The sequence below is a fragment of the Winogradskyella vidalii genome (assembly GCF_013403955.1).
In the GTDB taxonomy this organism is placed as follows: Bacteria; Bacteroidota; Bacteroidia; order Flavobacteriales; family Flavobacteriaceae; genus Winogradskyella; species Winogradskyella vidalii.
Genome location: NZ_JABFDG010000007.1, coordinates 120,085 through 144,747 on the forward strand (window position 1 = coordinate 120,085; position 24,663 = coordinate 144,747).

At 33.8% G+C, this 24,663-nt stretch carries 18 protein-coding genes; 7 read left to right on the top strand and 11 right to left on the bottom strand.

What is annotated here, in order from left to right; all coding sequences use genetic code 11:
• Positions 1-26: 26 nt before the first annotated feature.
• Complete coding sequence (locus HM982_RS15245) at positions 27-1,586, bottom strand: NAD(P)/FAD-dependent oxidoreductase (RefSeq protein WP_179354199.1); 1,560 nt, start codon at positions 1,584-1,586, stop codon at positions 27-29.
• Between the two features lie 124 nt (positions 1,587-1,710).
• A complete protein-coding gene (locus tag HM982_RS15250; protein ID WP_179354200.1) occupies positions 1,711-4,266 on the bottom strand; it encodes a S9 family peptidase in 2,556 nt (851 codons plus the stop codon).
• A gap of 257 nt (positions 4,267-4,523) precedes the next feature.
• On the opposite strand from HM982_RS15250, the gene HM982_RS15255 reads away from it, so the two are divergent.
• Positions 4,524-5,528 (top strand): App1 family protein, encoded by a 1,005-nt coding sequence (locus HM982_RS15255; protein ID WP_179354201.1) that lies wholly within the window; start codon positions 4,524-4,526, stop codon positions 5,526-5,528.
• A 24-nt stretch (positions 5,529-5,552) separates the two neighbouring features.
• Here HM982_RS15255 and HM982_RS15260 read toward each other — a convergent pair whose 3' ends face one another.
• The 5 genes from HM982_RS15260 to HM982_RS15280 form a co-directional block, all read right to left on the bottom strand.
• Positions 5,553-5,975 (bottom strand): glycosyl-4,4'-diaponeurosporenoate acyltransferase CrtO family protein, encoded by a 423-nt coding sequence (locus tag HM982_RS15260; RefSeq protein ID WP_179354202.1) that lies wholly within the window; start codon positions 5,973-5,975, stop codon positions 5,553-5,555.
• A gap of 14 nt (positions 5,976-5,989) precedes the next feature.
• The gene (locus tag HM982_RS15265; protein WP_179354203.1) at positions 5,990-6,604 is read right to left on the bottom strand and encodes a deoxynucleoside kinase; all 615 of its coding nucleotides are present in this window, start codon (positions 6,602-6,604) and stop codon (positions 5,990-5,992) included.
• A 3-nt stretch (positions 6,605-6,607) separates the two neighbouring features.
• Complete coding sequence (locus HM982_RS15270) at positions 6,608-7,402, bottom strand: hypothetical protein (protein WP_179354204.1); 795 nt, start codon at positions 7,400-7,402, stop codon at positions 6,608-6,610.
• Between the two features lie 94 nt (positions 7,403-7,496).
• A complete protein-coding gene (locus HM982_RS15275; RefSeq protein ID WP_179354205.1) occupies positions 7,497-8,180 on the bottom strand; it encodes a response regulator transcription factor in 684 nt (227 codons plus the stop codon).
• Positions 8,173-9,711, bottom strand: a complete 1,539-nt coding sequence (locus HM982_RS15280) for a sensor histidine kinase (protein WP_179354206.1) — start codon at positions 9,709-9,711, stop codon at positions 8,173-8,175. The genes HM982_RS15275 and HM982_RS15280 overlap by 8 nt, the downstream gene beginning before the upstream one ends.
• Positions 9,712-9,836: 125 nt before the next feature.
• Here HM982_RS15280 and HM982_RS15285 point away from each other — a divergent pair, with 125 nt between their 5' ends.
• The 4 genes from HM982_RS15285 to HM982_RS15300 all read left to right on the top strand — a co-directional run bounded on the left by HM982_RS15285 (position 9,837) and on the right by HM982_RS15300 (position 14,851).
• Positions 9,837-10,199: a hypothetical protein gene (locus tag HM982_RS15285; RefSeq protein WP_179354207.1), complete on the top strand. Its 363-nt coding sequence runs from the start codon at positions 9,837-9,839 to the stop codon at positions 10,197-10,199.
• Complete coding sequence (locus HM982_RS15290; RefSeq protein WP_179354208.1) at positions 10,199-11,041, top strand: GLPGLI family protein; 843 nt, start codon at positions 10,199-10,201, stop codon at positions 11,039-11,041. The genes HM982_RS15285 and HM982_RS15290 overlap by 1 nt, the downstream gene beginning before the upstream one ends.
• Before the next feature lie 111 nt (positions 11,042-11,152).
• Positions 11,153-12,016: a GLPGLI family protein gene (locus tag HM982_RS15295; protein ID WP_179354209.1), complete on the top strand. Its 864-nt coding sequence runs from the start codon at positions 11,153-11,155 to the stop codon at positions 12,014-12,016.
• 72 nt (positions 12,017-12,088) lie between these two features.
• The gene (locus HM982_RS15300; protein ID WP_179354210.1) at positions 12,089-14,851 is read left to right on the top strand and encodes a TonB-dependent receptor; all 2,763 of its coding nucleotides are present in this window, start codon (positions 12,089-12,091) and stop codon (positions 14,849-14,851) included.
• Between the two features lie 161 nt (positions 14,852-15,012).
• On the opposite strand, the gene HM982_RS15305 is transcribed toward HM982_RS15300, so the two are convergent.
• The 3 genes from HM982_RS15305 to HM982_RS15315 all read right to left on the bottom strand — a co-directional run bounded on the left by HM982_RS15305 (position 15,013) and on the right by HM982_RS15315 (position 20,066).
• Positions 15,013-16,830 (bottom strand): hypothetical protein, encoded by a 1,818-nt coding sequence (locus HM982_RS15305; protein ID WP_179354211.1) that lies wholly within the window; start codon positions 16,828-16,830, stop codon positions 15,013-15,015.
• A 141-nt stretch (positions 16,831-16,971) separates the two neighbouring features.
• Positions 16,972-19,389 (bottom strand): sodium-translocating pyrophosphatase, encoded by a 2,418-nt coding sequence (locus HM982_RS15310; RefSeq protein WP_179354212.1) that lies wholly within the window; start codon positions 19,387-19,389, stop codon positions 16,972-16,974.
• 146 nt (positions 19,390-19,535) lie between these two features.
• Complete coding sequence (locus tag HM982_RS15315; RefSeq protein ID WP_179354213.1) at positions 19,536-20,066, bottom strand: inorganic diphosphatase; 531 nt, start codon at positions 20,064-20,066, stop codon at positions 19,536-19,538.
• Positions 20,067-20,434: 368 nt separating this feature from the next.
• Between HM982_RS15315 and epsC the strand changes: the two genes are divergently transcribed.
• Both epsC and cysM read left to right on the top strand, forming a co-directional pair.
• A complete protein-coding gene (epsC, locus tag HM982_RS15320; RefSeq protein WP_179354214.1) occupies positions 20,435-21,229 on the top strand; it encodes a serine O-acetyltransferase EpsC in 795 nt (264 codons plus the stop codon).
• Positions 21,226-22,104, top strand: a complete 879-nt coding sequence (gene cysM, locus HM982_RS15325; protein ID WP_179354215.1) for a cysteine synthase CysM — start codon at positions 21,226-21,228, stop codon at positions 22,102-22,104. Before epsC ends, cysM begins: the two co-directional genes overlap by 4 nt.
• A gap of 5 nt (positions 22,105-22,109) precedes the next feature.
• Here cysM and HM982_RS15330 read toward each other — a convergent pair whose 3' ends face one another.
• Entirely contained in the window at positions 22,110-24,623 is a 2,514-nt protein-coding gene (locus HM982_RS15330) for a DUF5686 and carboxypeptidase-like regulatory domain-containing protein (protein WP_179354216.1), read from the bottom strand.
• Positions 24,624-24,663 lie beyond the last annotated feature (40 nt).

Below are 24,663 nucleotides of genomic sequence, written 5' to 3' on the forward strand. Positions count from 1 at the left end.
TACAATGGATTAAGGTATACATAGCGTTAAAAGTTAGCCGTTGCTGCTTCTGCACAGCGTTCACCATCCATAGCTGCAGAAATAATTCCACCAGCATAACCACCACCTTCACCGCAAGGAAATAGGTTGGTAATTTCAGGGTGTTCTAATGTTTCATTTCTTGGAATGTTTACAGGTGATGAGGTTCTAGACTCTACACCAATAATATTAGCTTCTTCAGTGTAATAACCTTTCATTTTTTCACCAAATGCTTTAAACCCTTTACGTAAGGAACCTCCAATTATTTTTGGTAATAGAGAATGTAAAGGTGCCGATTTTAAACCGGGTTGATATGAAGTTTCATTTAAGCTTGAAGACAATTTACCTTCAACAAAATCGGTGAGTCGTTGAGCAGGAGCAGACTGTCGTCTTCCGCCTGCAGTAAAAGCTAAACGCTCTAAATCTTTTTGGTATTCTAGCGCTTTTAAAGGGCCAAAATGTTCATATTTATAAAGGTCTTTATCAGCATTAATTTCTGTGACAATACCAGAATTAGCAAACTTATTATTTCGTTTTGAAGGTGACATACCATTGACCACAACTTCGCCGTTGGCTGTAGCTGCTGGAACGATAAATCCACCAGGACACATACAAAAAGAATACACACCTCGGTGATTCACTTGCTCTACTAAGCTGTATGACGCTGCAGGTAATAATTCATCTCTTGGTTCGCCTTTGCAATGGTACTGAATACCATCTATAATATCTTGCGGATGTTCTACCCTAACACCCATGGCAAACGATTTGGCCTCCAATTTAATCTTTTTGTCATTTAGCAAGTAGAAAATATCTCTTGCGGAATGCCCTGTGGCTAAAATGACTTTTTCAACGTCTAGTTCTTTATCATTTTGAAGTTGAATGGCAACAATTTTATTATGCTTAATGGTGAAGTCAGAAACTCTAGATTCAAAATGAACTTCACCACCAAACTTGATGATATTTTCTCTAATATTCTGAACGACTTTAGGTAATTTATTCGTGCCAATATGTGGATGGGCATCTACTAATATTTGATCCGTGGCACCATGATAAACTAAATTCTCAAAGATTCGTCTAACGTCGCCTCGTTTTAAACTTCGCGTGTATAATTTACCGTCAGAATAAGTGCCAGCACCACCTTCGCCAAAACAGTAATTTGAATCTTCATTTACAAAATGATCTTGATTAATGGCTTTTAAATCACGTCGGCGATCTTGCACATTTTTACCGCGTTCTAAAACAATGGGTTTATAACCTAACTCAATACAACGCAAGGCGGCATACATGCCTGCAGGTCCGAAACCAATAATATGAACCGGTTTGGCGTTAGAAACATCTTTGTAATCAAAATGATAGTCTGAGGTTTCAGGCATGGGCTCATTGATAAACACTTCAACTTTATAATTAAATATAATGTTACGCTTACGTGCATCAATTGATTTTCGTAGAATTTTTATGCCTGAAATTTCTGAAGTCTTCACGTTTAAATCATGTGCTGCTTTTTTTAGCAAGCCATCAGGTTGTCGTTCTTGGTGTAAACTAATGCGTAGTTGTAAGGCTTTTATCATGTTGCAAAATTAAAGAAAAGAAATCGTATCTAAATTTTTAATTAAGTTGAGCTTCTGTTTATATTAAAACACAAAAAAACCACGCGATTAGGCATGGTTTTTTAAGAACTTTATGGAACGTAAATTATGGTTTTGACTGTGGTTGATCTCTGTTGATTTCAGAAATGTCAATATCAGTAGCTTCTACACCAAGTAAGTGTTTGCTAAAATGATCAGCACGCAGCCAAAATGAATATTCTGTCATGTTTCCAAAACTATGACGCTGTCCTGGCATTAGCATAAAATCGAAACGTTTGTTCGCTTTAATTAAGGCGTTTGCCATACGTATAGTTCCCCCTGGATGCACATTATTATCTACATCACCTGTAATAAGCATTAAATTTCCTTTAAGGTTTTTTGCTAAAGATTGGTTATCGTCAATAAGGTATTTGTATTTGGTGTTGCCATCATCGTCCATTTCTTCTTGTACACCATGATGTGTTTCACTCCACCAACTGTTATAAATGTTATTGTCGTGGTTTCCGGCAGAAGATACTGCGGCCTTAAAGAAATCTGGGTAGACTAACATAGCAGCAGTTGACATAAATCCACCTCCTGAATGACCATAAATGCCCACTTTCTCAATGTCTATAAAATCATTTTGGTCGGCAAGTTGCTCAGCAACATGTCTTTTATCAGCTAAACCATAATCTCTAAGGTTGCCATAACCATAGTTATGATACCATTTAGAACGGTCTGGATGCCCACCACGATTCCCCATAGTGACGACAATAAATCCAACTTGTGCCATACGGTCTACACGATCCATTCTAATAGAAAACGATTTATTTACGGCTTCCGTCTGTGGCCCAGGATAAACATATTCTAATAGTGGATATTTTTTTGTTTCATCAAAATCATAAGGTTTGTACATCACGCCGTAAATATCGGTTATACCATCATCGGCTTTCATTTTAAAGGTTTCAGGAAATTGATAACCGGTGGCCATTAATTGTGATAAATCGGCCTCTTCCAATGTCATAATTAGCTTACCTGTACTCGATCTTAATTCTGATTTAGGAACGGTATTTACTCTAGAATAGTTACTCACAAAATAAGCATTAGAATCTGACATGTCAGTACTTGAATTAAAATCACCAGGATTTAAAGCCTTTAGTCCAGTGCCATTTAAGTTAACACTATACATGTGCTCATAATAAGGGTCTTGGTCTTTAGGAATGCCATGAGCAGTGAAGTAAAGCGTACGGCTTTTTTCGTCTACTCCAATAGCACGTTCTACATGATAGGAACCTGAAGTGATTTCATTTTTTAAATTGCCTTCAATATCATATAAATAATAGTGTGCCCAACCCGAACGTTCTGCCCAATGTAGCATTTCTGTTTCGTTATTAAGTAATACTAATGGTCGCGATTCTATATAGGTATTAAAACGCTCTTCAATTAAAACTTTGGTTTCACCTGTATTGATGTCTGCCACACAGATATCTAATTTTTTACGATCTCTACTGATGGTGCTGTAATAGATTTTTCCTTTTTTAGATAACAATAATGATGGATTAAAGTCATCATCATAGCTTGATTTTTTACGTGGCTCACGATACACTTGAATACTTTGTTGTTTCACCGTATCGAGTTGCACTTGGATATTTGATTTAGAAGGGATATCAAATACATGAAGTTCGGTTTTATAATATTCGTCTTCACCTGGCATATGATATTTGTAAGTCTCTAGAGTAGGTCTTTTTCCAGAGGTGGTGTTTATTACCCACAGGTCATTGATATGTCTTGAATCTGTTCTTTGGAACACAAATTTTTTGGAATCATGAGACCAAATACCACGAACAGATTTACGTTTATCTTTGTTTTTTAGTTTCGTTTCGTTGTTTTCACCTCTTCCACTGCTACCATAGCCATAGTTTTCCTCACCATCTGTAGTCCATTGGTTTTCTACAATAGTCGTATCTTTTTCATTTTCTACAGCTTTTAGAAAGTTTTCCTTATCCATCCAATATAAATTATGGTGTTTAGAAAATAATACTACCGAGCTGTCTGGAGCAATGTTAGCCCACTTTTTCCAGTCTTCTTTTTCTTTTTTCTTATTACTAACAACTGTTAAACCATTACTACCAAGTCGGTATTCAAAATGATATACTTTATTAACTTTTTTTGCTTTTTTAGCTTTGCCTTTTTTCTTTTTGTCTGTTTTGGTAGAATCTGTATCTTTTGTGTTTTCTGTTTCAGCATTGTCGTCTTTATCTTCTTTTTCTTCATCCACTTTTTCGGTTGATGTTACATAAAAACGGATAGCGGTTTCATTTTTTACAAATTCAAAATTGAATCTTGGTAAATGTTTGGCGTCGTAAGGGTCTTTTGTGATTTCAGTGAGCCATTTTGCCATTTTTTCATTATCAAAAAGCTCTTTTTTAGATTTTTTATCGGCATCAACAATATAATATTTAGAGCCTTCAGTGGTTTTGTATTGGTACCAAAATCGGTTGCCGTTTTTTAGCCAATGCGGTCTTACAGAAGTAGAATGCACTAATTTTCCTAAATTAGTTGGCGAATATTTTGCAGCAGCTCTGTAATTAGGTGTTGGCGTTTGACTTTCTTTAGGATTGTTTTGTGCATTTATTAAACTAAAGGATAAGCTTAGTGCGAGTAGAACTAGTAATCTTTGCATGCTTTGCGTGTTGGTTTAAGATGAGTATATTTCATGAGTTGACTAAAATACTTGGAATAATATAAAATTGGTAAATATTTAACATTAGCCTAACGAATTAAAAGTAGACCTTTTTCATCGCAATGATAATTGATGACTAAATTTTATTGAATAATTAGAAGAGTTCCTCATTAAAGAAACGGTTTGTTTAGATTTTTTAATTAAAATTTATATATGATTAAATTAAAAAGTATCTTACTTTTTTTAAAGAAATATAAATGTCTATTTTTAAAAAAGACCCTTTACAGATTATTGTTTTTTCTAGTTACGGAACTAATTCTCACTTCTATGCTAGAGGTAGGGCTTTAGAAGATGAATCTATAAATTTAGAAGCCAATAATACTTGGCAGCTCATAGTTAATTCATGGAAACGATTTGCTACAGATGAAATTAAACACGTAGCGCTAGACCTAAAATTACCCAACAATAAAATTTTAAAAGCTAAAACCGATTATAAAGGATATTTTAAAATAGAAGCTGACTTTGAAGACTTAAAAACATTAACTAATGCTGAAGGTTGGTTATCCTATGAATTGTCGTTTAAAGACACGAATGTAAAGTACACCATTCAGAATAAAAATCGGTTTCCGGGTGAATTATTAATACCTTCAAGTCAGGCACAATTTGGTGTTGCAAGCGATATTGATGATACAATTTTACATACAGGTGTTGTTTCCTTATTAAAATGGCGATTAATTTATAATTCTATTTTTAAAAGTGCAATTAGTAGAATTCCGTTAGAAGGTTCTGTAGAATTATTTCACAAATTGCATCGCGGTGTTTCAGGAAATAATGCTAATCCTATTTTTTATGTCAGTCATAGTCCATGGAATTTGTACCGTTATTTGGAACTTTTTTTAAAGCAAAATAAATTTCCTAAAGGCCCTATTTTATTAAGAAGTGTTAGTCAGGCTCTAAAGAAAAAACAGCAAGACGAAAAACCTCAGAAGCAAAATGAAATTATTAATTTACTAAAAACCTATCCTCACTTACCTTTTATTTTAATTGGTGATAGTGGAGAGCATGATCCCGATATTTATATGGAGATTGCTGAAGCTTTTCCGAATCGGATTTTAGCGATTTACCTAAGAAGTGTAAAGCATAAGAAAAAAATGTTACGTGTAAGAGGTCTTGTTGAAAACTATAAAACCACACCATTGCTGTTAGTTGAAAATAGTCAACAAGCTATTGAGCATGCAAGAAAAAATGGCTTTATTGCTTAAGAACCTTATCGATTCTTGTTTTATTTAACTGTTGAAGCCATACAGGATAAAGGTTAAAGATAATGTTAAACGTAAATAACAAAAGAGCATATTGGTATTGCCCTTTAAAAATTTTATAAAGAGTAATAGCAACATAAAAATAAATCCAATAAGATGCCCAATTTCGGCATAAACCATTTCATTTCTAACCTGTTGTAAGTCGCCGCGAGAAGCACTTCTTTTTAGTTTTAATTTTTGATTAAAAACTTTGAAGACACTGTTTTTAATTAGCCAACCAAATTTATCTAATCCAAGTGCTTTAATTATAGCCGTATTTTTTATAAAGTTTAGGTTTTCTATTTTGTAATAAAACGATTTAGTTTTTATGGCATTATTAAGCAATAACCCAACGGTCCAAGATATAAAAGTGATTGTAATCGTGTTAAGAAGATAAATGGAAGTGGTCACCTAATCGCCTAGGTTTAAAATAAACCATTAACTTCAGCATCAATTCGGTTGATGATATTACCTAAATCTTCCGGATTATCAACAAAATCGAGATTATCAACATCAATGATGAGTAAATTACCTTTGTCGTATTTAGAAATCCAAGCTTCATAGCGTTCATTTAATCGGCTTAAATAATCGATGCTAATTGTATTTTCGTAATCACGACCTCTTTTGTGTATTTGAGAGACCAAATTAGGAATAGAACTGCGTAGGTAAATTAATAGATCAGGCCCTTTTACAAAAGACTCCATCAATTCGAATAGCGATGAATAATTTTCAAAATCACGGTTAGTCATTAAACCCATAGCATGTAAGTTGGGAGCGAAAATATGCGCATCTTCATAGATTGTTCTGTCTTGAATGATGTCTTTTCCGCTATCGTGAATTTGATTCACTTGGCGAAATCTGCTGTTTAAGAAATAGACTTGTAAATTAAAACTCCAACGTGCCATCTGATTATAAAAATCATCTAAATAAGGATTGTCAACCACGTCTTCTAACTGCGCTTCCCATTTAAAGTGTTTGGCGAGTAATTTGGTGAGTGTCGTTTTTCCGGCTCCTATATTTCCAGCAACAGCAACATGCATAGTCTATTCTATTTTTAATTGGTAATGACGTAGTAAATTCAAGTCGTAAATATACACCGTTTCGTTGGTTACCAAAAACTGTTTTATTAACATTTTAGGATGGGTGATAGGTTGAATTTTAGTTTTGCTTTTTTCTAAAATATATAGGGATTCATTTTGCTTTAAAATTAAATGTGCTTTGTTAAAGGCTAAGCTATCAAAGCCAGAGTTTTGAATTTTATGAATTAAGCTACCAAAATAATTATAGACATAAAGATAATTTTTGGTCAGTAAATAACAATAGTTGTAGTCACTTTTTAAATCGAGCACTTCTGATTGAACAGGAACGGTCTTTAGTTTTGTTTTATGAGTTTTATAATCATACAATTCTAGATATTGAAAATCCTCATTAAATAACCAAAGTGTATTATCGTAACCCGCGGAAACAAATGACACATTCTTGTAAGGTTGTGTGACGTTAAAATCAATTTTTGAAATTTCAGCTAAGCGATTATCTAAAACTACAACAGTATTAAAATCTTTATAAAACAAGTTTATTTTTAAAGGATTAAAGGTGTTCGCTGAGGTGATATCTCCAAGTTGGAAATTGGCATAAGAAATAACGGTGTCTTTGGTTTTTTTATGAAATGAATTGTTTTCAGTGGTATAATAAAGTGTGCCGAAGGTATCAATTCCGAAAACGGTTTTAGCTTCAATTTTGGTTGAATCTTTTAAGATTGCTGTGACTTGTTTTTTAGTTTCCTGTTGTGAAAAGCTGAGAAATCCAAAGAGAAGAAATAAATAAATTAGCTTTTGCATGATTTTTGGCGAATAGGATTGAAAAGTACGAAAATTGTGTAACATGCTGTACAAGACCTGTTAGGTTTTTAAACCCTGACAGGTCTAGGCTGATTTAATCCGTTAGCTTATACCCAAAACCACGCACATTAATGATTTGAATACTGTCATCTTGTTTTAATTTTTTACGGAGTTTGGTAATAAAAACATCCATGCTTCGGGCGGAGAAAAAATCGTCTGTTCCCCAAAGTTTATTTAATATTAATGTGCGTTCTAAAACTTTATTTTTGTTTTTAATTAAATGGAATAATAAATGAGCTTCGCGGTGGGTAAGTTGAACCGAAACGTCATCTTTAAACATCAATTGTTGCTTGGGGAAATCAAAAGTATAAGCACCAATTGTTATTCGTTTGGAGGTTTTCTGAATTTTTGTTCTGCCTATCAGGTTATGCACTCTTACAATGAGTTCTTCGATACTAAAAGGCTTTTTAAGGTAATCGTTTCCGCCAATAGAAAAGCCTTCAACCACATCGGCAGTTTGCGATTTTGCAGTTAAGAATATAATAGGAATGGCATCATCAACAGCTCTAATTTCCTTAGCCAAAGTAAAGCCGTCTTTTTTTGGCATCATAACATCGAGAACTAATATTTCAGGTGTTTCGGTATGGTATTTTTCAAAAGCTTTTTCACCATTTTCGCAAAGAATAACGTCAAAATTACGAGTTTCAAGACTTTCTTTAATTATTTGTCCTAAAGCCGCTTCATCTTCCGCTAGCAACAATTTAATTTTATCAGTCATCTAGGAGGGTGATTTTAAAGGTGGTTAAGTTTTTATTCAAATCTAGTGCAATTGAACCCTTGTGCTTTTCAATAATGGTTTTAGTATAGTATAAGCCAATTCCGAAACCTTTTATATTGTGTGTGTTTCCTTTAGGAACGCGATAAAATTTATCGAATATTTGTGTTTTATGGGCTTTGGTTAAGGTGTTTCCGGTGTCTGAAATTAGAATTTCTAAATGGTTAGTCTTCGACAATAATTCAATTGAAATCTTATCACCTCCATATTTTACAGCATTATCTAAAATGTTATTCAGTGCGTTTTCAATATGAAATTTATCGGCATTTATAGTTGCGTTTTTAGGCTTAATGTTAGTAGTGAACGTTCTGTTAGGAAACTGCATTTTGTAACTGTTTATTAACGATTGAAGCAGCTCCACAATATCAAAATGTTCTTTGTTTAATTCTAAATTTTCACTATCTAATGTGGCGGTTTCTAGAAGCTTTTCAACCATCGTATTTAGTTTTCCTAATTGCTCGGAAGACATACTTAAATATTTCTTAGTTTTAGCTTTGTCATCAATAGCATTAAAATTATTGATGCTTTCTAGAGCAGCACTTATGGTGGCAATTGGTGTTTTAAACTCGTGCGTAATGTTACTGATGAGGTCGTTTTTAACTTCAGCTAGTTGTTTTTGATGCTTTATAATTTTTAAGAGGTAGAACAGGCAACTAATTACAGCTATGACTAAAAGTGCTGAGATTAGTATTCCTCCTAGAATTCGGAATAAAATAACTTTTGTTGTATTGGTAAATAGAATGGTTAAAAAAGTGCCTTTTGGAAGGAATCTAGATTTTGTGTCAGTTTGAAGGTAATCATCAGACATGTGATTAGAATCAAACACTGGAAAGGACCCGTTTGCTGCAAAATAATCAATGTCACGTTCTATGTCTTTATAATCTAAATAAAAATCGACATCAATATTTTTACGTTCTAATTCTTTTGAAACAAGGGTTTCAACGGCTTTAATATCAAGGGTGTCATTGTTTATGGAAATCATGACTTTAGAGGTTAAAAATTCGGCGTTTTTAAAATTAACATCTTTATTTTCATCTTTTAGACTGTCTATTTTTAATTTAAAGTCATCTATTGATAAAGAGTTTTGCTTTTTATCCTTCTGTTTAAACATGGAATCAGCCTCCATGCCTCTAAGTATGGTTATACCTTTAATACTATTGACATCTAAAGAATCAAGATTTTTGAATTCTTTATTAGTTTCGTTTATGTTTTTTAAGAAATTTTCCAGTTGGCCACCTTCTTCAAAAGCATTCTTCTGCTCATCACCTTCAAGAAACACACCTATTGTGGTCCGTTCTGCCAAAGCGGTATAATAATCATCAACCGCTTTATCTAAACTAATTTGTACGTCGTTGATGAGCTGTTGTTTGTTGGTTTGGTAATTTTTATAATTCCAATAGACTTGTATCACAATCGTGGCCATAATTACAACAACAATGGTGTATAAAATCCATCTGTACCTTCTATCATTCATAGTTCAAATGTATAAAGTAATTACTTAGTATAACTTATCGGTTAACACTCGTTAACACAAGTTAACCTAAAAGATGACTTTGTGTGGCCACCTTTGTAGGGTAATAATCAAAAAAACTTATCATAATGAAAAATGTATTTACATGTTTAGTGTTATTAATTTTTACCGTTGGGTTTAGTCAATCTAAAATTGAAAACAAACAAATTAAAGTTGACAGCATTGGTATTGAGGTGACTGTTGATTCCGTTAAAGATCTCGAATCTATTTTTACCGAAACTGATTTAACAACGTTATTTAACACGTTAGGTGATAACGAAGCGTTGCGTTTTACCTTGCATTGTAGTTTCTCAGAAATTAAAGACAATCTTAAGGGATCCATGACTTATTCTGTAGTAGGAAACTCAAATGAGAAAGAAAAATTTATAGGGAACATTAAAAAAATGAAGTCTACAGCATTGAAATTTTATAATTTAAAAAACAGTAAATAATGATAATCATTACTAGAATTTTAGTCTTTATATTATTAGGGTTAGTCTCGTTAGTTAAAGCCCAAGAATTTCAAGGCGTAGCGACATATAAAACACATCGCGCTTTTGATATTAAAATGGATAGCACCAAAATGAATGATGCTATGCAGAAGCAAATGATGGAAATGATGAAAAAGCAGTTTCAAAAAACATACCTATTAACGTTTGATAAACATTTGTCTTTGTACCAACAAGAAGCTGAATTAGGAAAACCACAAGTCGGTGGTGGCATTCAGATGTCTTTAGGTAATAGTGGTTCGGATATATTCTACAAAAATATAAAAGAGAAAAACTATATAGATCACAAGGAAACCATGGGGAAAAAATTCTTAATTAAAGATTCTATTGTTGAGATTGAGTGGCAATTAGAATCCGATACTAAACATATTGGGGAATACCTTTGTTTTAAAGCAACGTATACCAAAGAGATACCAAAAGAAAAATATAGTTTTAGTAATGTTAAAGAGGATAAGGAAAAAAGCGAAGTTGATGAAGCTATAGAAGTAAGAACCGTTACAGCATGGTATACGCCACAAATACCGGTAAGCAATGGCCCTGCTAAATATCAAGGTTTGCCTGGTCTAATACTAGAAATTCATGACGGTGATTTAACTATAATTTGTAGTAAAATAGTAATTAACCCAGACGATAAAATCACGATTGAACAACCTGATAAAGGAAAAGAAGTGACCCAGTCTGAATACGATATTATTATGGATAAGAAAATGAAAGAAATGTTGGAGCGCTATGCACCACGTAGCGGGGCTAATGATGGTGCAATTCATATTTCAATTGGTGGTTAATTTTCTTAACACAAGTTTAACAAAACGTCATATAACTTTTCTTCATCTGTAGAGTCTAATGGTCATAAGATTAACCGATAATGGTTGCTATTTTTAACTAGAAACTTAAAGATGAATAAATTACCAATTAAAATTGTGTTGTTGTTTACCGTGCTTTTTACCAGTACGCACTTGTTTGCACAAGACGACTTTCAGGGAAAAGCCTATTACATGTCTAAGACCACTATGGATTTAGATCAGTTTGGAGGACAAGACATGAGTGCAGAACGTAAAAAACAAATTCAAGAACGTATGAAGAGTTTTTTAGAAAAGGAATATACCTTAACATTCACTAAATCTGAATCTATTTATAAAGAAGAAGAAAAACTTGAAGCGCCAGGCAGTGGTGGAAGAAGAGGTTTTGGAGGAAGCATGGCTGCTGGACCAAAATATAAAAATATACAAACCAAAGAATTGCTTCAAGATCAAGAGTTTTTTGGTAAACAATTTTTAGTGAAAGACGAATTAAAATCGATAACATGGCAAATGGGTAAGGAAACCAAACAAATTGGGCAATACATGGCTTTTAAAGCCACAGCAACTGTTGAGCCTAGTGGATTTGATTTTCAAAGTTTTAGAGGCCCAAGAGGTAGAGACAATAATGAAAAAGAAAATGATTCTACAGATTCCAAAGAAGCTGCACCAAAAACAATAGAAGTTGTAGCTTGGTATACACCTCAAATACCCGTTAACCAAGGTCCTGATGATTATTGGGGCTTGCCAGGTTTAATTTTAGAAGTCAATGCCGATCGTACAACTATTCTTTGTACAAAAATTGTATTAAATCCGGCAGAAAAAGAAACTATTGAAAAGCCTAAAAAAGGAGAAGAAGTCACCCAAGAAGAATACATTGAAATTACTACCAAAAAAATGGAAGAAATGCGCGAAATGTATGGTGGTCGTGGTGGACGAGGCGGTAGAAGAGGTCGAAATTAAACCGTAATTCTAAAATCCTTAAAGGACATTTCAATAAAAAAAGCATTTAACAGATTACCATAATCAAATTATATGAAAAATATTTTAGCACTACTATTTACTTTAGTAGTAATGAGTTCTTTTGCTCAAATTAAACTGCAAGGGATTGTTAAAGATAGTATTGGTTCGCCTTTAGAACTAGCAAATGTTATTGCCATAAATAAAGCATCTAATACTCTAGAATCCTATGCTATTACAGATGCTAACGGAAAATACGTTATCTCATTAGGTAAAAATGGAAGTTATAGTATTCAAGTTAGTTATATTGGTTTAAAATCGGTTGATGAAACTTTAGAAACAAAAGAAGTAGATATCACTAAAGACTTTCAAATGCTTTCTGATAACATGCTTGATGCTGTAGAGATTACTTATGAAATGCCAGTGACTATAAAAGGAGACACGTTAATTTATAATGCAGACTCTTTTAAAAGTGGAACCGAACGAAAGCTTGAAGATGTCTTAAAAAAACTACCAGGTGTAGAAATCACCTCTGAAGGAAAGATTGAAGTTGAAGGTAAAGAGGTAACCAAACTTATGGTTAACGGAAAGGATTTTTTTGATGGGGATTCTAAATTAGCGACTAAAAACATCCCTTCTAATGCGGTAGATAAAATTCAAGTGTTACGTAATTACGCTGAAGTTGGACAATTAAGTGGTGTTCAAAATAACGAAGATAACGTTGCCATAAATATTAAACTAAAAGAGGGTAAAGAAAACTTTTGGTTTGGTGATGTTACAGCAGGTGGAGGTGTAGCTCCCTCACCAAACGACAACTTGTATTTAGTACAACCAAAATTATTTTATTACAGTCCTAAATATAGTATTAATGTTATTGGTGATATAAATAATGTTGGCGAAGTGGCATTAACCGGTAGAGATATTCGGAATTTTGGTGGTGGCTTTAGACGTCCAAGTGCTAGTAGTGGTACAAGTCTTAATCTTGGAGATAATGGTTTGGGCGGTCTAACTAATCTTAGTGACTCACAATCTATTGAATCTAAATTAGGCGCTGTTAATTTTAGTTATTCGCCAAATAAAGCTTTAGATCTTAGTGGATTTTTAATTTATAATGCGAATCGATTAAATACAAGACAAGAAAGTTTTGTACGTTATACAAATCCAGAATTAGGAATTCCTGACGAAGAAACCGTGCAAACAGGTAGAGAAGCTACCAATCAGGGATTAGCAAAATTAAGTGCCAGTTATAAACCAAATGCTAGTAATCAATTAAATTATGATGTTTTGGCCCGTATTTCTGATGATTCTGAAATGCAAAATGAATTTTCTTCAGTAGTAGGAAACACAACACAGTTAGATGAAGCAAAACCGTTTAGTATTAATCAGAATGTGAATTACTATTACACACTAAATGAGAATAATATTTTTGCATTTGAAGCGCAACACTTAATAAAAGATGAAGATCCGTTTTATAATGCAGTTTTAGTAAATGACCCGACGAACAATAACGATGTTAACCCAGAAAATAGAGATGCTTTTGATAATACAGCAGGTGAATTGGGATTAGATTTAAATCAGTTAACATATGACTTGAATCAAGAACGTCGTGTAAAGTCGAATCAATTAGATGCGAAATTAGATTACTATAATATCTTGAATTCAAAAAGTAATATCAATTTTACTTTAGGGACTATTTTGAGTAATCAAAAATTCAACTCAAATATATTTCAGTTTTTAGATGACGGTTCATTCTTTGATCCAACACCAAGTTTAACTAATGAGGAAGGTGATGTATTACGAAATGAAAATGATACAGAATATAACTTTAGTGATATTTACCTTGGTTTTCATTACCGATTAAAAACGGGGAAATTCACCATTACTCCAGGATTCTCAGTTCATGCTTACGGAAATAAAAACACACAATTTGGTGAAACTTATGAAGATAATTTCTTCAGAATATTACCCGATTTTGAAACACAAATTCAGTTTAAAAAGAGTGAAAGCCTAACATTCCGTTATAATATGCAAAACTCATTTACAGATGTAACGAGTTTAGCAGAAGGACTCGTTTTAAATAGTTATAACAGTCTTCAATATGGTGAGCCTAATTTACAGAATTCATTATCGCACAACCTAAACTTGCGTTACTTTAGTTTTAACTTATTTAACTATACTAATGTTTTTGCATTTCTTAATTATAATAAGAACATTGATCAAATACGGTCTTTTACTAATTTTGATAATGTTATTAGAACGAATACATATTTTAATTCAAATTTTGCTGATGAAAGTGTAACGGCTAGTGGTCGTATTCAACGGACTTATGGTAAATTGAGAGCAAGCATGCGTGTAGGTTATAATTACAGCAAGAGTAATCAGTTTGTTCAAGATGTAAGATCTGTAAATAAGACGTTTTCTCAAACCTATACACCTGGATTAAGTACTAATTTTAGAGAAGCGCCTAATGTAAGTTTACAGTATAGATTTAGTGTGTCTGATACTAAACAAGGTGATGATAATGAAACACAATTTATCACCAATGCGCCTTCAGTTGAATTTGATGCCTATATATGGAAAGCTTTAACTTTTAAAACGGATTACTCATACACTAGTCAAAGTAGTAATGTTAATGATACACAATCTTACCAAACATGGAATGCCAGTTTAGCTTACAGAAAAGACCAAGATGCTAAATGGGAATACCAACTAAAAGCCACCAACTTATTGAATATAGATTCTGAGGTTAATAACGGGTCTAATAATATTTCAGTTTATAGTTCTGAAACGTTTATTTTACCTCGTTTTATTACGTTTAGGTTGACGTATACGCTTTAGGAAAAAGACATCAACCGCTTCGTTAAAAGATTTAAGATTGAAGATTTGTTTTTATTAATTGAATGTCTATAGGGTATTAACAAGATTATAGTTATAAAGGAGAAAGCCTTGCATTCATAGTTATGAATACAAGGCTATTTTGTGTTTGATAAAAGTTGAGGTTATAAACCTCTTAAAACATGAACCACACCTGTTATTGAATGTGGATTACCATCATAATCTTCATAAGAACCACTAAAATTAATATCAATATATTCACCAACTTCACCAAGAGACGTTAGGTTGTAAGTAATATTGTTATTAGTATTTGACATATCAATACATTCTTGAATGTTAAAACCAGTGGTGCTATCGTCAATATCATTCCAGTCATAATTGGCATAGGTGCCTTCATAAGTTGTTTCGTCTATAGTCCCAAACATATAAAAGCAGTTTAAACTAGATCCACTAATATTGAGAGTTGGTCCATTATAATTAGGTGAGTCAGGGTAAAATTCAGCATTTATATTATCTAAAATATAAGTTAAGTCGCCATCATCAATGCTATATTGAATAAATTCTGTAACAGCATTACAGGCACTTATAGTTCCGATGTTTGTTAACGGTGTCGTAAACGTATAACTAATACTATCTGTAGTTTGAAGATTTACGTAATCACTTGCTTTTATTTTAAACGTATTGTCGTCTTCACAACGTAATAGGCTTATTTCAAAAGTGCCATCATTTACGCCATCTATAAATGTTTGACCACCATACTTCAGTTGCACATAGCCATCGGTCACCGCATTATCATCACAAGTATTAAAATTTCCTACTATAGTTTCTTCTATAATGTCTGAGCTCTCTTGTACTGTTATAGAAATATTAGAATCTGTTGAAAATGGACCTATCATTTCAGAATAAAGCGGAGTGCTTCCACAAAAATCATAACTATACACATTAAGTTCTAAGCTTTCATTGCTTGGTACATAACCACAAACGTCTCCAGTTTCATTGGTGTAACCATGTGTAGTACCAAAAGTGGCACTTGTAATACTTACCCAAAGATTATTAAGAGGGTTATTTTCGTCATTATTAGCTGAAATACACAGTGTAATGGCTTCCGCAGGTATATCACAATTCCAAAATGAGAAATGAGATACTGTGCCTACGTACATGTTGCCTTCTAATGTTGCTTCACCTTCTTCAATCCAATAGCCTTTAGTTTCATCAAAATACCAAAGCGGAATAGTTGCAGGAGCAATAGCCATTAAACTTGGGTCAACGTACATTTTAATTTCGGATGTAGAGCCTTCTGCTAAGTTCAGTTCTTCTCCAGCACTTCCTCGTAATTCTACGGCTAACATTCCTAAAGTTTGTAGCATACGTTCGGCACCTTCGCTATTTTGAGCATACAACATACCTGGGCGTTGTAATTCCATATCGTCATCAACAGGATCTAAATGATGTACAATAACATTTACAGTACCAGAATAGTCAGAGCCATCTTCTTTAATGAAATTACCATCAAAGTCTACTGAACTTCCGTTAGCCAATGAAATGTTTCCTGCAGAACCACTATTTACAGTACCTGTTACTGTCGCTTCCAATAGCATTATGGTAACTTTATTGGTACCATTAGATGGCACCACATTGCGGGAACCATGAATGTAACCTGCTTTTGAAGCTTTAATGTAGCCAAACCGTTCGTTAACAGTAGCATCATTAATCAAAAATACCCCGTTGCTGTCGGTTAGTGCTGTGTCATCACCAATAGTGATTAGAACACCTTCTATTGGGTTATGATGTTTGTCGATAATTGTTCCTAAGAAATCTCTAGATATTTCACTTCCAAAATATTCTGAAAATGAATCAGGAATCGTTTCTTGCTGTCCACCGCCTGAGTAGTTGTCATCATTATCTTTTAGGCAAGATGTAAACGAGAGAATTGAAAATAGAATTAGAAAAATAAATTTGGGGAATTTGCTAATACGTTTCATGTTGGTCTTATTTTGATTGTTTATGTCTTACTTATACAACAATTTAATTCTAGAAATTCCTACTGTTTAAACGTTATTAAAAGAAAACCCTCAACATGTTAAATCATATTGAGGGGTTTAAAAATGGTATTTTTATAAAGTTTAGTTTTTTGTGATATCTATTTTTTCAATCACTTTTATTACTTCTGTAGCTTCGTTTTTTACTGATGCTTCAAAAGCGTTTAGTTCTTTTTCTACTTCGGCCTGTGTGCCTTCAAAAATAATAACCTCAGACGTTTTTTTACCTTCTTTTATAGTGGTATAATTAACCGTGGCTTTAGCTAAATCTTTAGAGTGTACAGTTGTTTCTATGCTAATATCTTCGTTATTTGCCAAACCAGTTTCTTCGGCATGGCCTCCCAATATTGGAGCAATAACCAAACCGATTAAACAGGTTAACTTAATTAAAATGTTCATTGAAGGTCCAGAGGTATCCTTAAAGGGATCACCAACGGTATCTCCAGTTACAGATGCCTTATGGGCTTCAGAACCTTTAAAAGTCATTTCACCATTAATTTCAATGCCTGCTTCAAAAGATTTTTTAGCATTATCCCAAGCACCACCAGCATTATTTTGAAAGATTGCCCAAAGCACTCCAGAAACAGTAACACCAGCCATATAGCCACCTAACATTTCAGCAATAGCTAAAGGTTCCATTCCAAAAATCATAGGAACAAATGCAATCACTAGAGGAAATCCAATAGTTAATAAACCGGGTAACATCATTTCTTTTAAAGATGCTTTGGTTGAAATAGCAACACACTTATCATATTCTGGTGTTCCTGTACCTTCCATAATACCAGGGATGTCTTTAAACTGACGACGGACTTCGTGTACCATTTCCATGGCTGCTTTTCCAACAGCGTTCATCGCTAATGCCGAAAAAACAACAGGCACCATACCACCAACAAATAACATGGCTAAAACCGGTGCTTTAAAGATATTGATACCGTCAATTCCTGTAAAGGTAACATAGGCCGCAAATAAAGCTAAAGAGGTTAGTGCAGCAGATGCAATAGCAAAACCTTTTCCGGTGGCAGCTGTTGTGTTACCAACAGAATCTAAAATATCTGTACGTTCTCTAACAATAGGTTCTTGTTCACTCATTTCTGCAATCCCACCAGCATTATCTGATATTGGTCCAAAAGCATCAATGGCTAGTTGCATTGCTGTGGTCGCCATCATTGCTGAAGCAGCTAATGCCACACCATAAAACCCAGCAAAAGCATAAGACGCCCAAATAGCGCCTGCAAATAATAAAACAGAAGGGAATGTAGAAATCATACCAGTCGCTAAACCAGCGATGATATTTGTTCCTGCGCCTGTAGAAGATTGTTGTACGATTTTTAAAATCGGACTTTTTCCTAATCCTGTATAGTATTCAGTAACCGAAGAAATCACAGCTCCTACAACTAAACCAACTAAGGTCGCGTAGAATACACGCATTGAAGAAATCTCTTGTAAACCTTCTCCAAAGAAATTCATTTGCATGGTTTCAGGTAGCATCCAAGTGACTAAACCAAAACAAGAAGCTGCAACTAATACGATGGACGTCCAATTACCAACATTTAAAGCGCCCATAACTTGCGCTTCTTTAGCATCATTACTTTTTATTTTAACCAACATGGTGCCGATGATAGAAATAATTATTCCTGCGCCAGCAATAGCCATAGGTAATAAAATAGGGCCAATACCTCCAAAAGCATCAGAGATTGCGCCTCCCATATCCTCAATAACATAATTTCCAAGTACCATGGCAGCTAAAACAGTGGCTACGTAAGACCCAAATAAATCAGCGCCCATACCAGCAACATCGCCCACATTATCACCTACATTATCTGCAATAGTCGCAGGGTTACGAGGATCGTCTTCAGGAATTCCAGCTTCTACTTTACCCACTAAATCAGCACCAACATCGGCAGCTTTAGTGTAAATACCACCACCAACTCTAGCAAATAAGGCGATTGATTCTGCTCCAAGAGAGAAACCAGCTAAGGTTTCTAGAACTATGGTCATGTCCATGGTATTTGTCCATTCGCTTCCCATAAAGAACCAAAAGAAAAAAATAAAGAATGCTGTTAAGCCAAGAACCGCTAAACCTGCAACACCAAGTCCCATTACAGTACCACCTCCAAAAGAGATTTTTAAGGCATTCGGTAAACTCGTACGTGCCGCTTGGGTAGTTCTAACATTAGTTTTGGTGGCGATTTTCATTCCAATGTTTCCCGCAAAAGCAGAAAAAACAGCTCCAAAAATAAACGCTACAACAATTAACCAATGCGTCGTTGGAACTACGAATGAAACAATAGCTAATAAGAAACTTACAATAACAACGAAAATAGCGAGTAATTTATATTCAGCATTTAAGAAGGCAAGAGCACCTTCGTAAATATGGTCTGATATTTCCTTCATTTTACCATCTCCTGCATCTTGTTTCATGACCCAAGATTGTTTTATAATCATATAGATTAACCCTAAAAGTGCCAATGCAATTGGCATATATATCACCAGTGATCCCATATTATATGTATTTAATTTGATTATTTTTTAACTAGGTAAATGTAGTGAAATGAAACATATTTTTACGAAAAAAGCAATATCAATTGCTTGATATTGCTTTTTTAATATTTTTAAGGTAAAATATTCTTTATTCTTAAATCTGGATATTAAATCGTGAAAGTGCGTTTCTTTTTGTGTTCGCTTTCATCGTAGCGTTTTACACATTCATGATAAATCTCTACAGCTTCTTCTGCATTTCCCCAATCACCAACATCAACTTTCTTCTTTTCTAAGTCTTTATAGACACGGAAAAAGTGTTCAATTTCTTTTAGTCTATGTGGATTTAAATCACTTATATCTCTGTTGTTACTCCAAATTGGATCAGAAACTGGTACACAGATAATTTTTTCATCAGGACCTTTTTCATCAGTCATGTGAAATACACCAATTGGTCTTACTTCCATAACCACCATTGGGAAGGTTGGTTGATGACCTAAAACTAAAACGTCTAAAGGGTCACTATCTAAAGCCAATGTTTCTGGAATAAATCCATAATCTCCAGGGTACATCATAGATGAAAAAAGCATACGGTCAAACCTAATTTTGTGTAAAGTGAAATCGTATTCATATTTATTACGGCTTCCTTTAGGTATTTCGATTAATACATCGAAAGTTAAATCTTCTTTTGATTCTGACATGTTTTAAATTATATTTTGGAGTTCAATTTTATTTAGAACTATTATTATAGTCTCTGTTAAATATTTAAGTCTAACAAAGATAATATATTGTACGAGTTAAGCAATTAATTATTTTTGAGTTTAAGCTGTTTATAGTTGGTGACTTTTCTGGGTGCTGTTTGTTAATTATTTTGAGATAGCTCTATAAGGCTTAAGTATTAATAGGAAATGATAATTTATTTTTAAAGTTACTCTTCATCTGAATTTCCTACGATGAAACATACCAATTATTAATGTACTCTTCTTTTCTTGTTCAATTTGTTTCATTAATTTCGTTTCATCTGTAATGTTATAAATCGTTATTCGACATTTAAATAAGCTATTTTAGTATGAATTCAAACCTAATCAAAGTCATTAATCAACATAAGGAAACCATTAAGATTTCCATGACTTTAAAGGCCGAATGCCAATATTTTACGCAGTTACTCTTTAAAGCCTTTTATGATAGCGATACTAATTCCGAGCAAGCCTTAGAAGAGTTAGAAACGCTTTTTGTGTCGGTAAGAGATAAGGCTTGTCCACAGGTAAAAGGCAAAGCTTGTAAACGCTGGTCTGATTTTAAAGATCAAATTCCGGATTTATATGAAAGTTTGAGGAAAGATGCCGAAGCCATTTATAACAATGATCCTGCTTCGCAATCTATTGAGGAAATATACTTAGCCTATCCTGGATTTTTTACCATTTCAATTTATAGAATGGCGAGAGTTTTTTATAAGTTAAACCTTCCTTTAATACCAAGATTGATGACAGAATATGCGCATTCAATTACCGGTATAGATATTCATCCTGGGGCAAATATAGGCGCTTCATTTTTTATTGATCATGGAACAGGTGTTGTAATTGGTGAAACGACAGAGGTTCATGACAATGTTAAGATTTATCAAGGGGTCACTCTGGGGGCGCTTACCGTAAAAAAAGAATATCAAAATAGTAAACGGCATCCAACAATTGCAAAAAATGTGACTATTTATGCCAATGCCACTATTTTGGGTGGTGATACAATTATAGGCGAAAATAGTGTGATTGGTGGTAACACTTGGTTAACGAAATCTGTTCCGGAGAACTCAATTGTGACGCATAATCATCAAGTTGAAATTTTTTCAAAAGCAAAAAAAATAAGATGAATAAGACCTTAATAGATCAAATTGGAAATACGCCTATTGTTAAATCAATGGCTTTAAATACCAATCCTAATGTGAGTTTGTATTTTAAACTTGAAGGGAATAATCCAGGAGGTAGTGTTAAAGATAGAGCGGCTTATAATATGATCAAAACTGCGCTAGACACCAAGCAAATTGATGCGTCTTCAAAATTAATTGAAGCAACAAGTGGGAACACCGGTATTGCTTTAGCTATGATTGCTAGTATTTACAAGCTAAATATTGAACTTGTGATGCCAGATACCGCTACCAAAGAACGTGTGCAAACCATGCGTGCTTATGGAGCGACTGTGACTTTACATCCTGAAGGTATAGAGGGTGCTAGAGATTATGCAGTTAATAAAGTAGAAAACGAAGGTTATTTTTCGTTTAATCAGTTTGCTAATAACGACAATTGGAAAGCACATTATAAAACTACTGGACCTGAAATTTGGAGAGATACCCAAGGGACAATTACACATTTTGTGTCTGCAATGGGAACTACGGGAACTATAATGGGTACTTCTACATTTTTGAAAGCTCAAAATAAGGCGGTTAAAATTGTAGGTGTACAACCTACAGAGGGATCAAAAATTCCGGGTATTAGAAAATGGCCAAAAGCTTATCTACCACAAATATTTGATGCTTCTAGAGTGGATCAAACGATTGATGTTAGCAAAGAGGAAGCTATAGAAATGACCAGACGATTAGCGAAAGAAGAAGGGGTTTTGGCAGGGATGAGTAGTGGAGGCGCTGTTGCTGCTGCTTTAAAATTAACAAAAGAATTAAAAAGTGGAATTGTAGTTTGTATTATTTGCGACCGTGGCGATCGCTATCTGTCTTCTGAGCTTTTTGTATGAATTTATTAGAAGTAAAACCCAAAACTTCCTGTAACGCCAAAAGGTCTTGCATTTGGCCGGTCTAGATAATTACCTCTAAAATTAAAATCGAGTCGTAATACTTTAAAAATATTAGCAACACCAAAACTGTATTCATAATATAAACGTGTGTCTGGTGCCACTAGCGGGAATTCAACCGGATTTACTCCTGTAAGACTAAGTGCTCTATTTTCTTCAGATAATTCTCCCCAAACGCCTCTTAAACCAACAATAGCTCTCAGGTTGTATTTTTTTAAGAATGGAATACGCGAGAATATCCGTCCATTAAAATTATGCTCTAAATGCATAGAGCTATAAGTGTCAGTTACAAACTCGTAAAAATCTAATTGCGGAAATGTGTTGTAGATTGAAAAATAACTTTGGTTTCCAGGGACCACACTAAGTAAACCTAGTGGCACTTCACCAAAAGTTTTTCCTAGTTCAATTGAAGTTGTTAGCCTTCCAAAACCGCCAACTTGCCAAGGTTGGATATAAGAAAACTGTAGTTTGGTATAGTCAAAATCACTATCAAACCAATCTTGGTCTCCACGACTAACTTGTGCAAATAAAGTCGCAAAATTATCATTTTTATTTTTTCGCTCCACTCCAAAACCAGTCATCTGACGTTTAGGGAAATAAGATAATGATAAGCGAGATTCAAATTGTTTAATTTCAGACGAAATCCCTGTTGGAGATTCTTCATCAATATAATCTAAACTAAAGGTTGGTGATGCCGAGTTTAATGTACGATAGCTTCCGTCAATACGAATTTCTAAATTTCTGAATGGTTCAATAGAAGCCCCAATACTAGTTAAATTAATATTGGTTAATTTGTCATTTGTACTTGTACCAATAACGGCTGATGATGCTAAACTACGTCCTAAAACATCAGTAGAACTTGTTAGGCTAGCACCGATTTGTTCTACATCTCGCCGGGTACCACCAAATAATGTGAATCTAGAGCGTTTATCTACTAGCCACTTACCAGAAATACCATATTTAAATTTATCGTCCTTAAATCCATAGGCTAAAAAACCTTCGAGTCGCCATAAATCATTTTGACCAAAATAGGTCCGTGCACCGGTTCGGATTCTAACACCTTCAACTTCATTATAACCAAAGGTTGAAAAAATAGGACCATAATCTAAATTTAGGCTAGGAAATTCAATATAGCCTGAGGCAAGGATACTTCCGAGGTTATACAAACGCTTAAACTTTTTAACAGTCTTAAGCGTGTCTAACATTTTATAAACGCCTTTTTCGTCTTTATTTAAGGCTTCTAGTCTGTTGCTCTCCCAAAATTCGTCTTCCCTATTGTAGATGTCTTCTTCGTAATTATAAACGACCTTATCGTAGAATTTTGGGTCTTTAGGTTGGTCAAATATATAATTATCATAAATCGTGGTTCGCTTCCCATACACCCCACGCGACATTTCTTTTTTGTTCATCGCGAAGTCGGAAAGAAAATAGTCGCGTTTAATTAGGAATAGTGAATCGTTTAGAACTTCAAACTCTTGTTCAATGTAAATTTCTTTAACCCAATTTATATTGGCACTTTTAGAGGCTTGAAGATTAATTTCTTTAATGGCATAAGTGGAATCATTCACCCAAAAGTCGCCCTTAAAGGTTAATTCATTTTTACGCCTAGGGTAATAAATAATATTATAACACCATTTGTTATCTATATAGGCGCTATCGGATAAAACGTAATTATAAGTTTGAATCCCTGTTCGGCTTAAAGGGCTCACAAAACTCTTGTCGAAAAATTTTAAATAATTATCATAAACATTATACTCAGAGTATAAATCGTCTATAAAATCTATAATGATTTGGTTGTTGCTAAAACCAGAGTTTTTATTACCTATTAAATCTTCATGTTCTTTATTAAGAATATTATCACCTGCTATTTTTTTTACAGATTCATTTAAAAAAATAGGTAAATAGGTTTTTCCTGTGACGTTAGAGGTGTCTACTTCTTCAAAAACAAACTCCATACCTTTAAATAATTTACTCTTTATTAAGGTACTGTCTATTGTGTTGAGGTCAAATTCTACTTTCTCGTACTGGTCGTATTCGTATTGGTCAAACTGACTTAAGCCGTTTTGTCGTTTGCGTTCCCAGATTTTTTTTAGAATTCTAATGGCAGGATTTTCTGAAGCTTTCTTAGATTGTTTTCCGGTAACAATAAGGACTTCATCTAAAGAAGAAGCTTCCTCTTTTAGTATAAATTCTAAGTCGTAATTAACGCGTTTGGTAAGTGATATTTCAAGGGGTTCAAAACCAACAAAAGATACGGTTAATATATCCCATTTTTCATCAGACTCAAGGTAAAATTTACCATCTTCATTAGTAATTGTTCCTGTTGTAGAGCCTTTAAATATGACATTGGCAAAAGGAATAGGGACGTTATTTTCATCAAATACGTGTCCGCTAACCTTTGTCTGTGCTAGTGCAGATAAAAATCCTAAAAATATAAAAGGGATGAATAGTTGTAATCTCATATTAAAAAAACAAACTTCATCAATAACCATGCAAAATGTT

Excerpts from the sequence above, each read along its gene's own strand:
- HM982_RS15245 (WP_179354199.1), bottom strand. The coding sequence starts at position 1,586 with ATGATAAAAGCCTTACAACTACGCATTAGTTTACACCAAGAACGACAA.
- HM982_RS15290 (WP_179354208.1), top strand. The coding sequence starts at position 10,199 with ATGATAATCATTACTAGAATTTTAGTCTTTATATTATTAGGGTTAGTC.
- HM982_RS15255 (WP_179354201.1), top strand. The coding sequence starts at position 4,524 with ATGTCTATTTTTAAAAAAGACCCTTTACAGATTATTGTTTTTTCTAGT.
- HM982_RS15315 (WP_179354213.1), bottom strand. The coding sequence starts at position 20,066 with ATGTCAGAATCAAAAGAAGATTTAACTTTCGATGTATTAATCGAAATA.
- HM982_RS15285 (WP_179354207.1), top strand. The coding sequence starts at position 9,837 with ATGAAAAATGTATTTACATGTTTAGTGTTATTAATTTTTACCGTTGGG.
- cysM (WP_179354215.1), top strand. The coding sequence starts at position 21,226 with ATGAATAAGACCTTAATAGATCAAATTGGAAATACGCCTATTGTTAAA.
- HM982_RS15250 (WP_179354200.1), bottom strand. The coding sequence starts at position 4,266 with ATGCAAAGATTACTAGTTCTACTCGCACTAAGCTTATCCTTTAGTTTA.
- HM982_RS15300 (WP_179354210.1), top strand. The coding sequence starts at position 12,089 with ATGAAAAATATTTTAGCACTACTATTTACTTTAGTAGTAATGAGTTCT.
- HM982_RS15265 (WP_179354203.1), bottom strand. The coding sequence starts at position 6,604 with ATGCATGTTGCTGTTGCTGGAAATATAGGAGCCGGAAAAACGACACTC.
- HM982_RS15270 (WP_179354204.1), bottom strand. The coding sequence starts at position 7,402 with ATGCAAAAGCTAATTTATTTATTTCTTCTCTTTGGATTTCTCAGCTTT.
- epsC (WP_179354214.1), top strand. The coding sequence starts at position 20,435 with ATGAATTCAAACCTAATCAAAGTCATTAATCAACATAAGGAAACCATT.
- HM982_RS15305 (WP_179354211.1), bottom strand. The coding sequence starts at position 16,830 with ATGAAACGTATTAGCAAATTCCCCAAATTTATTTTTCTAATTCTATTT.
- HM982_RS15275 (WP_179354205.1), bottom strand. The coding sequence starts at position 8,180 with ATGACTGATAAAATTAAATTGTTGCTAGCGGAAGATGAAGCGGCTTTA.
- HM982_RS15295 (WP_179354209.1), top strand. The coding sequence starts at position 11,153 with ATGAATAAATTACCAATTAAAATTGTGTTGTTGTTTACCGTGCTTTTT.
- HM982_RS15310 (WP_179354212.1), bottom strand. The coding sequence starts at position 19,389 with ATGGGATCACTGGTGATATATATGCCAATTGCATTGGCACTTTTAGGG.
- HM982_RS15330 (WP_179354216.1), bottom strand. The coding sequence starts at position 24,623 with ATGAGATTACAACTATTCATCCCTTTTATATTTTTAGGATTTTTATCT.
- HM982_RS15280 (WP_179354206.1), bottom strand. The coding sequence starts at position 9,711 with ATGAATGATAGAAGGTACAGATGGATTTTATACACCATTGTTGTTGTA.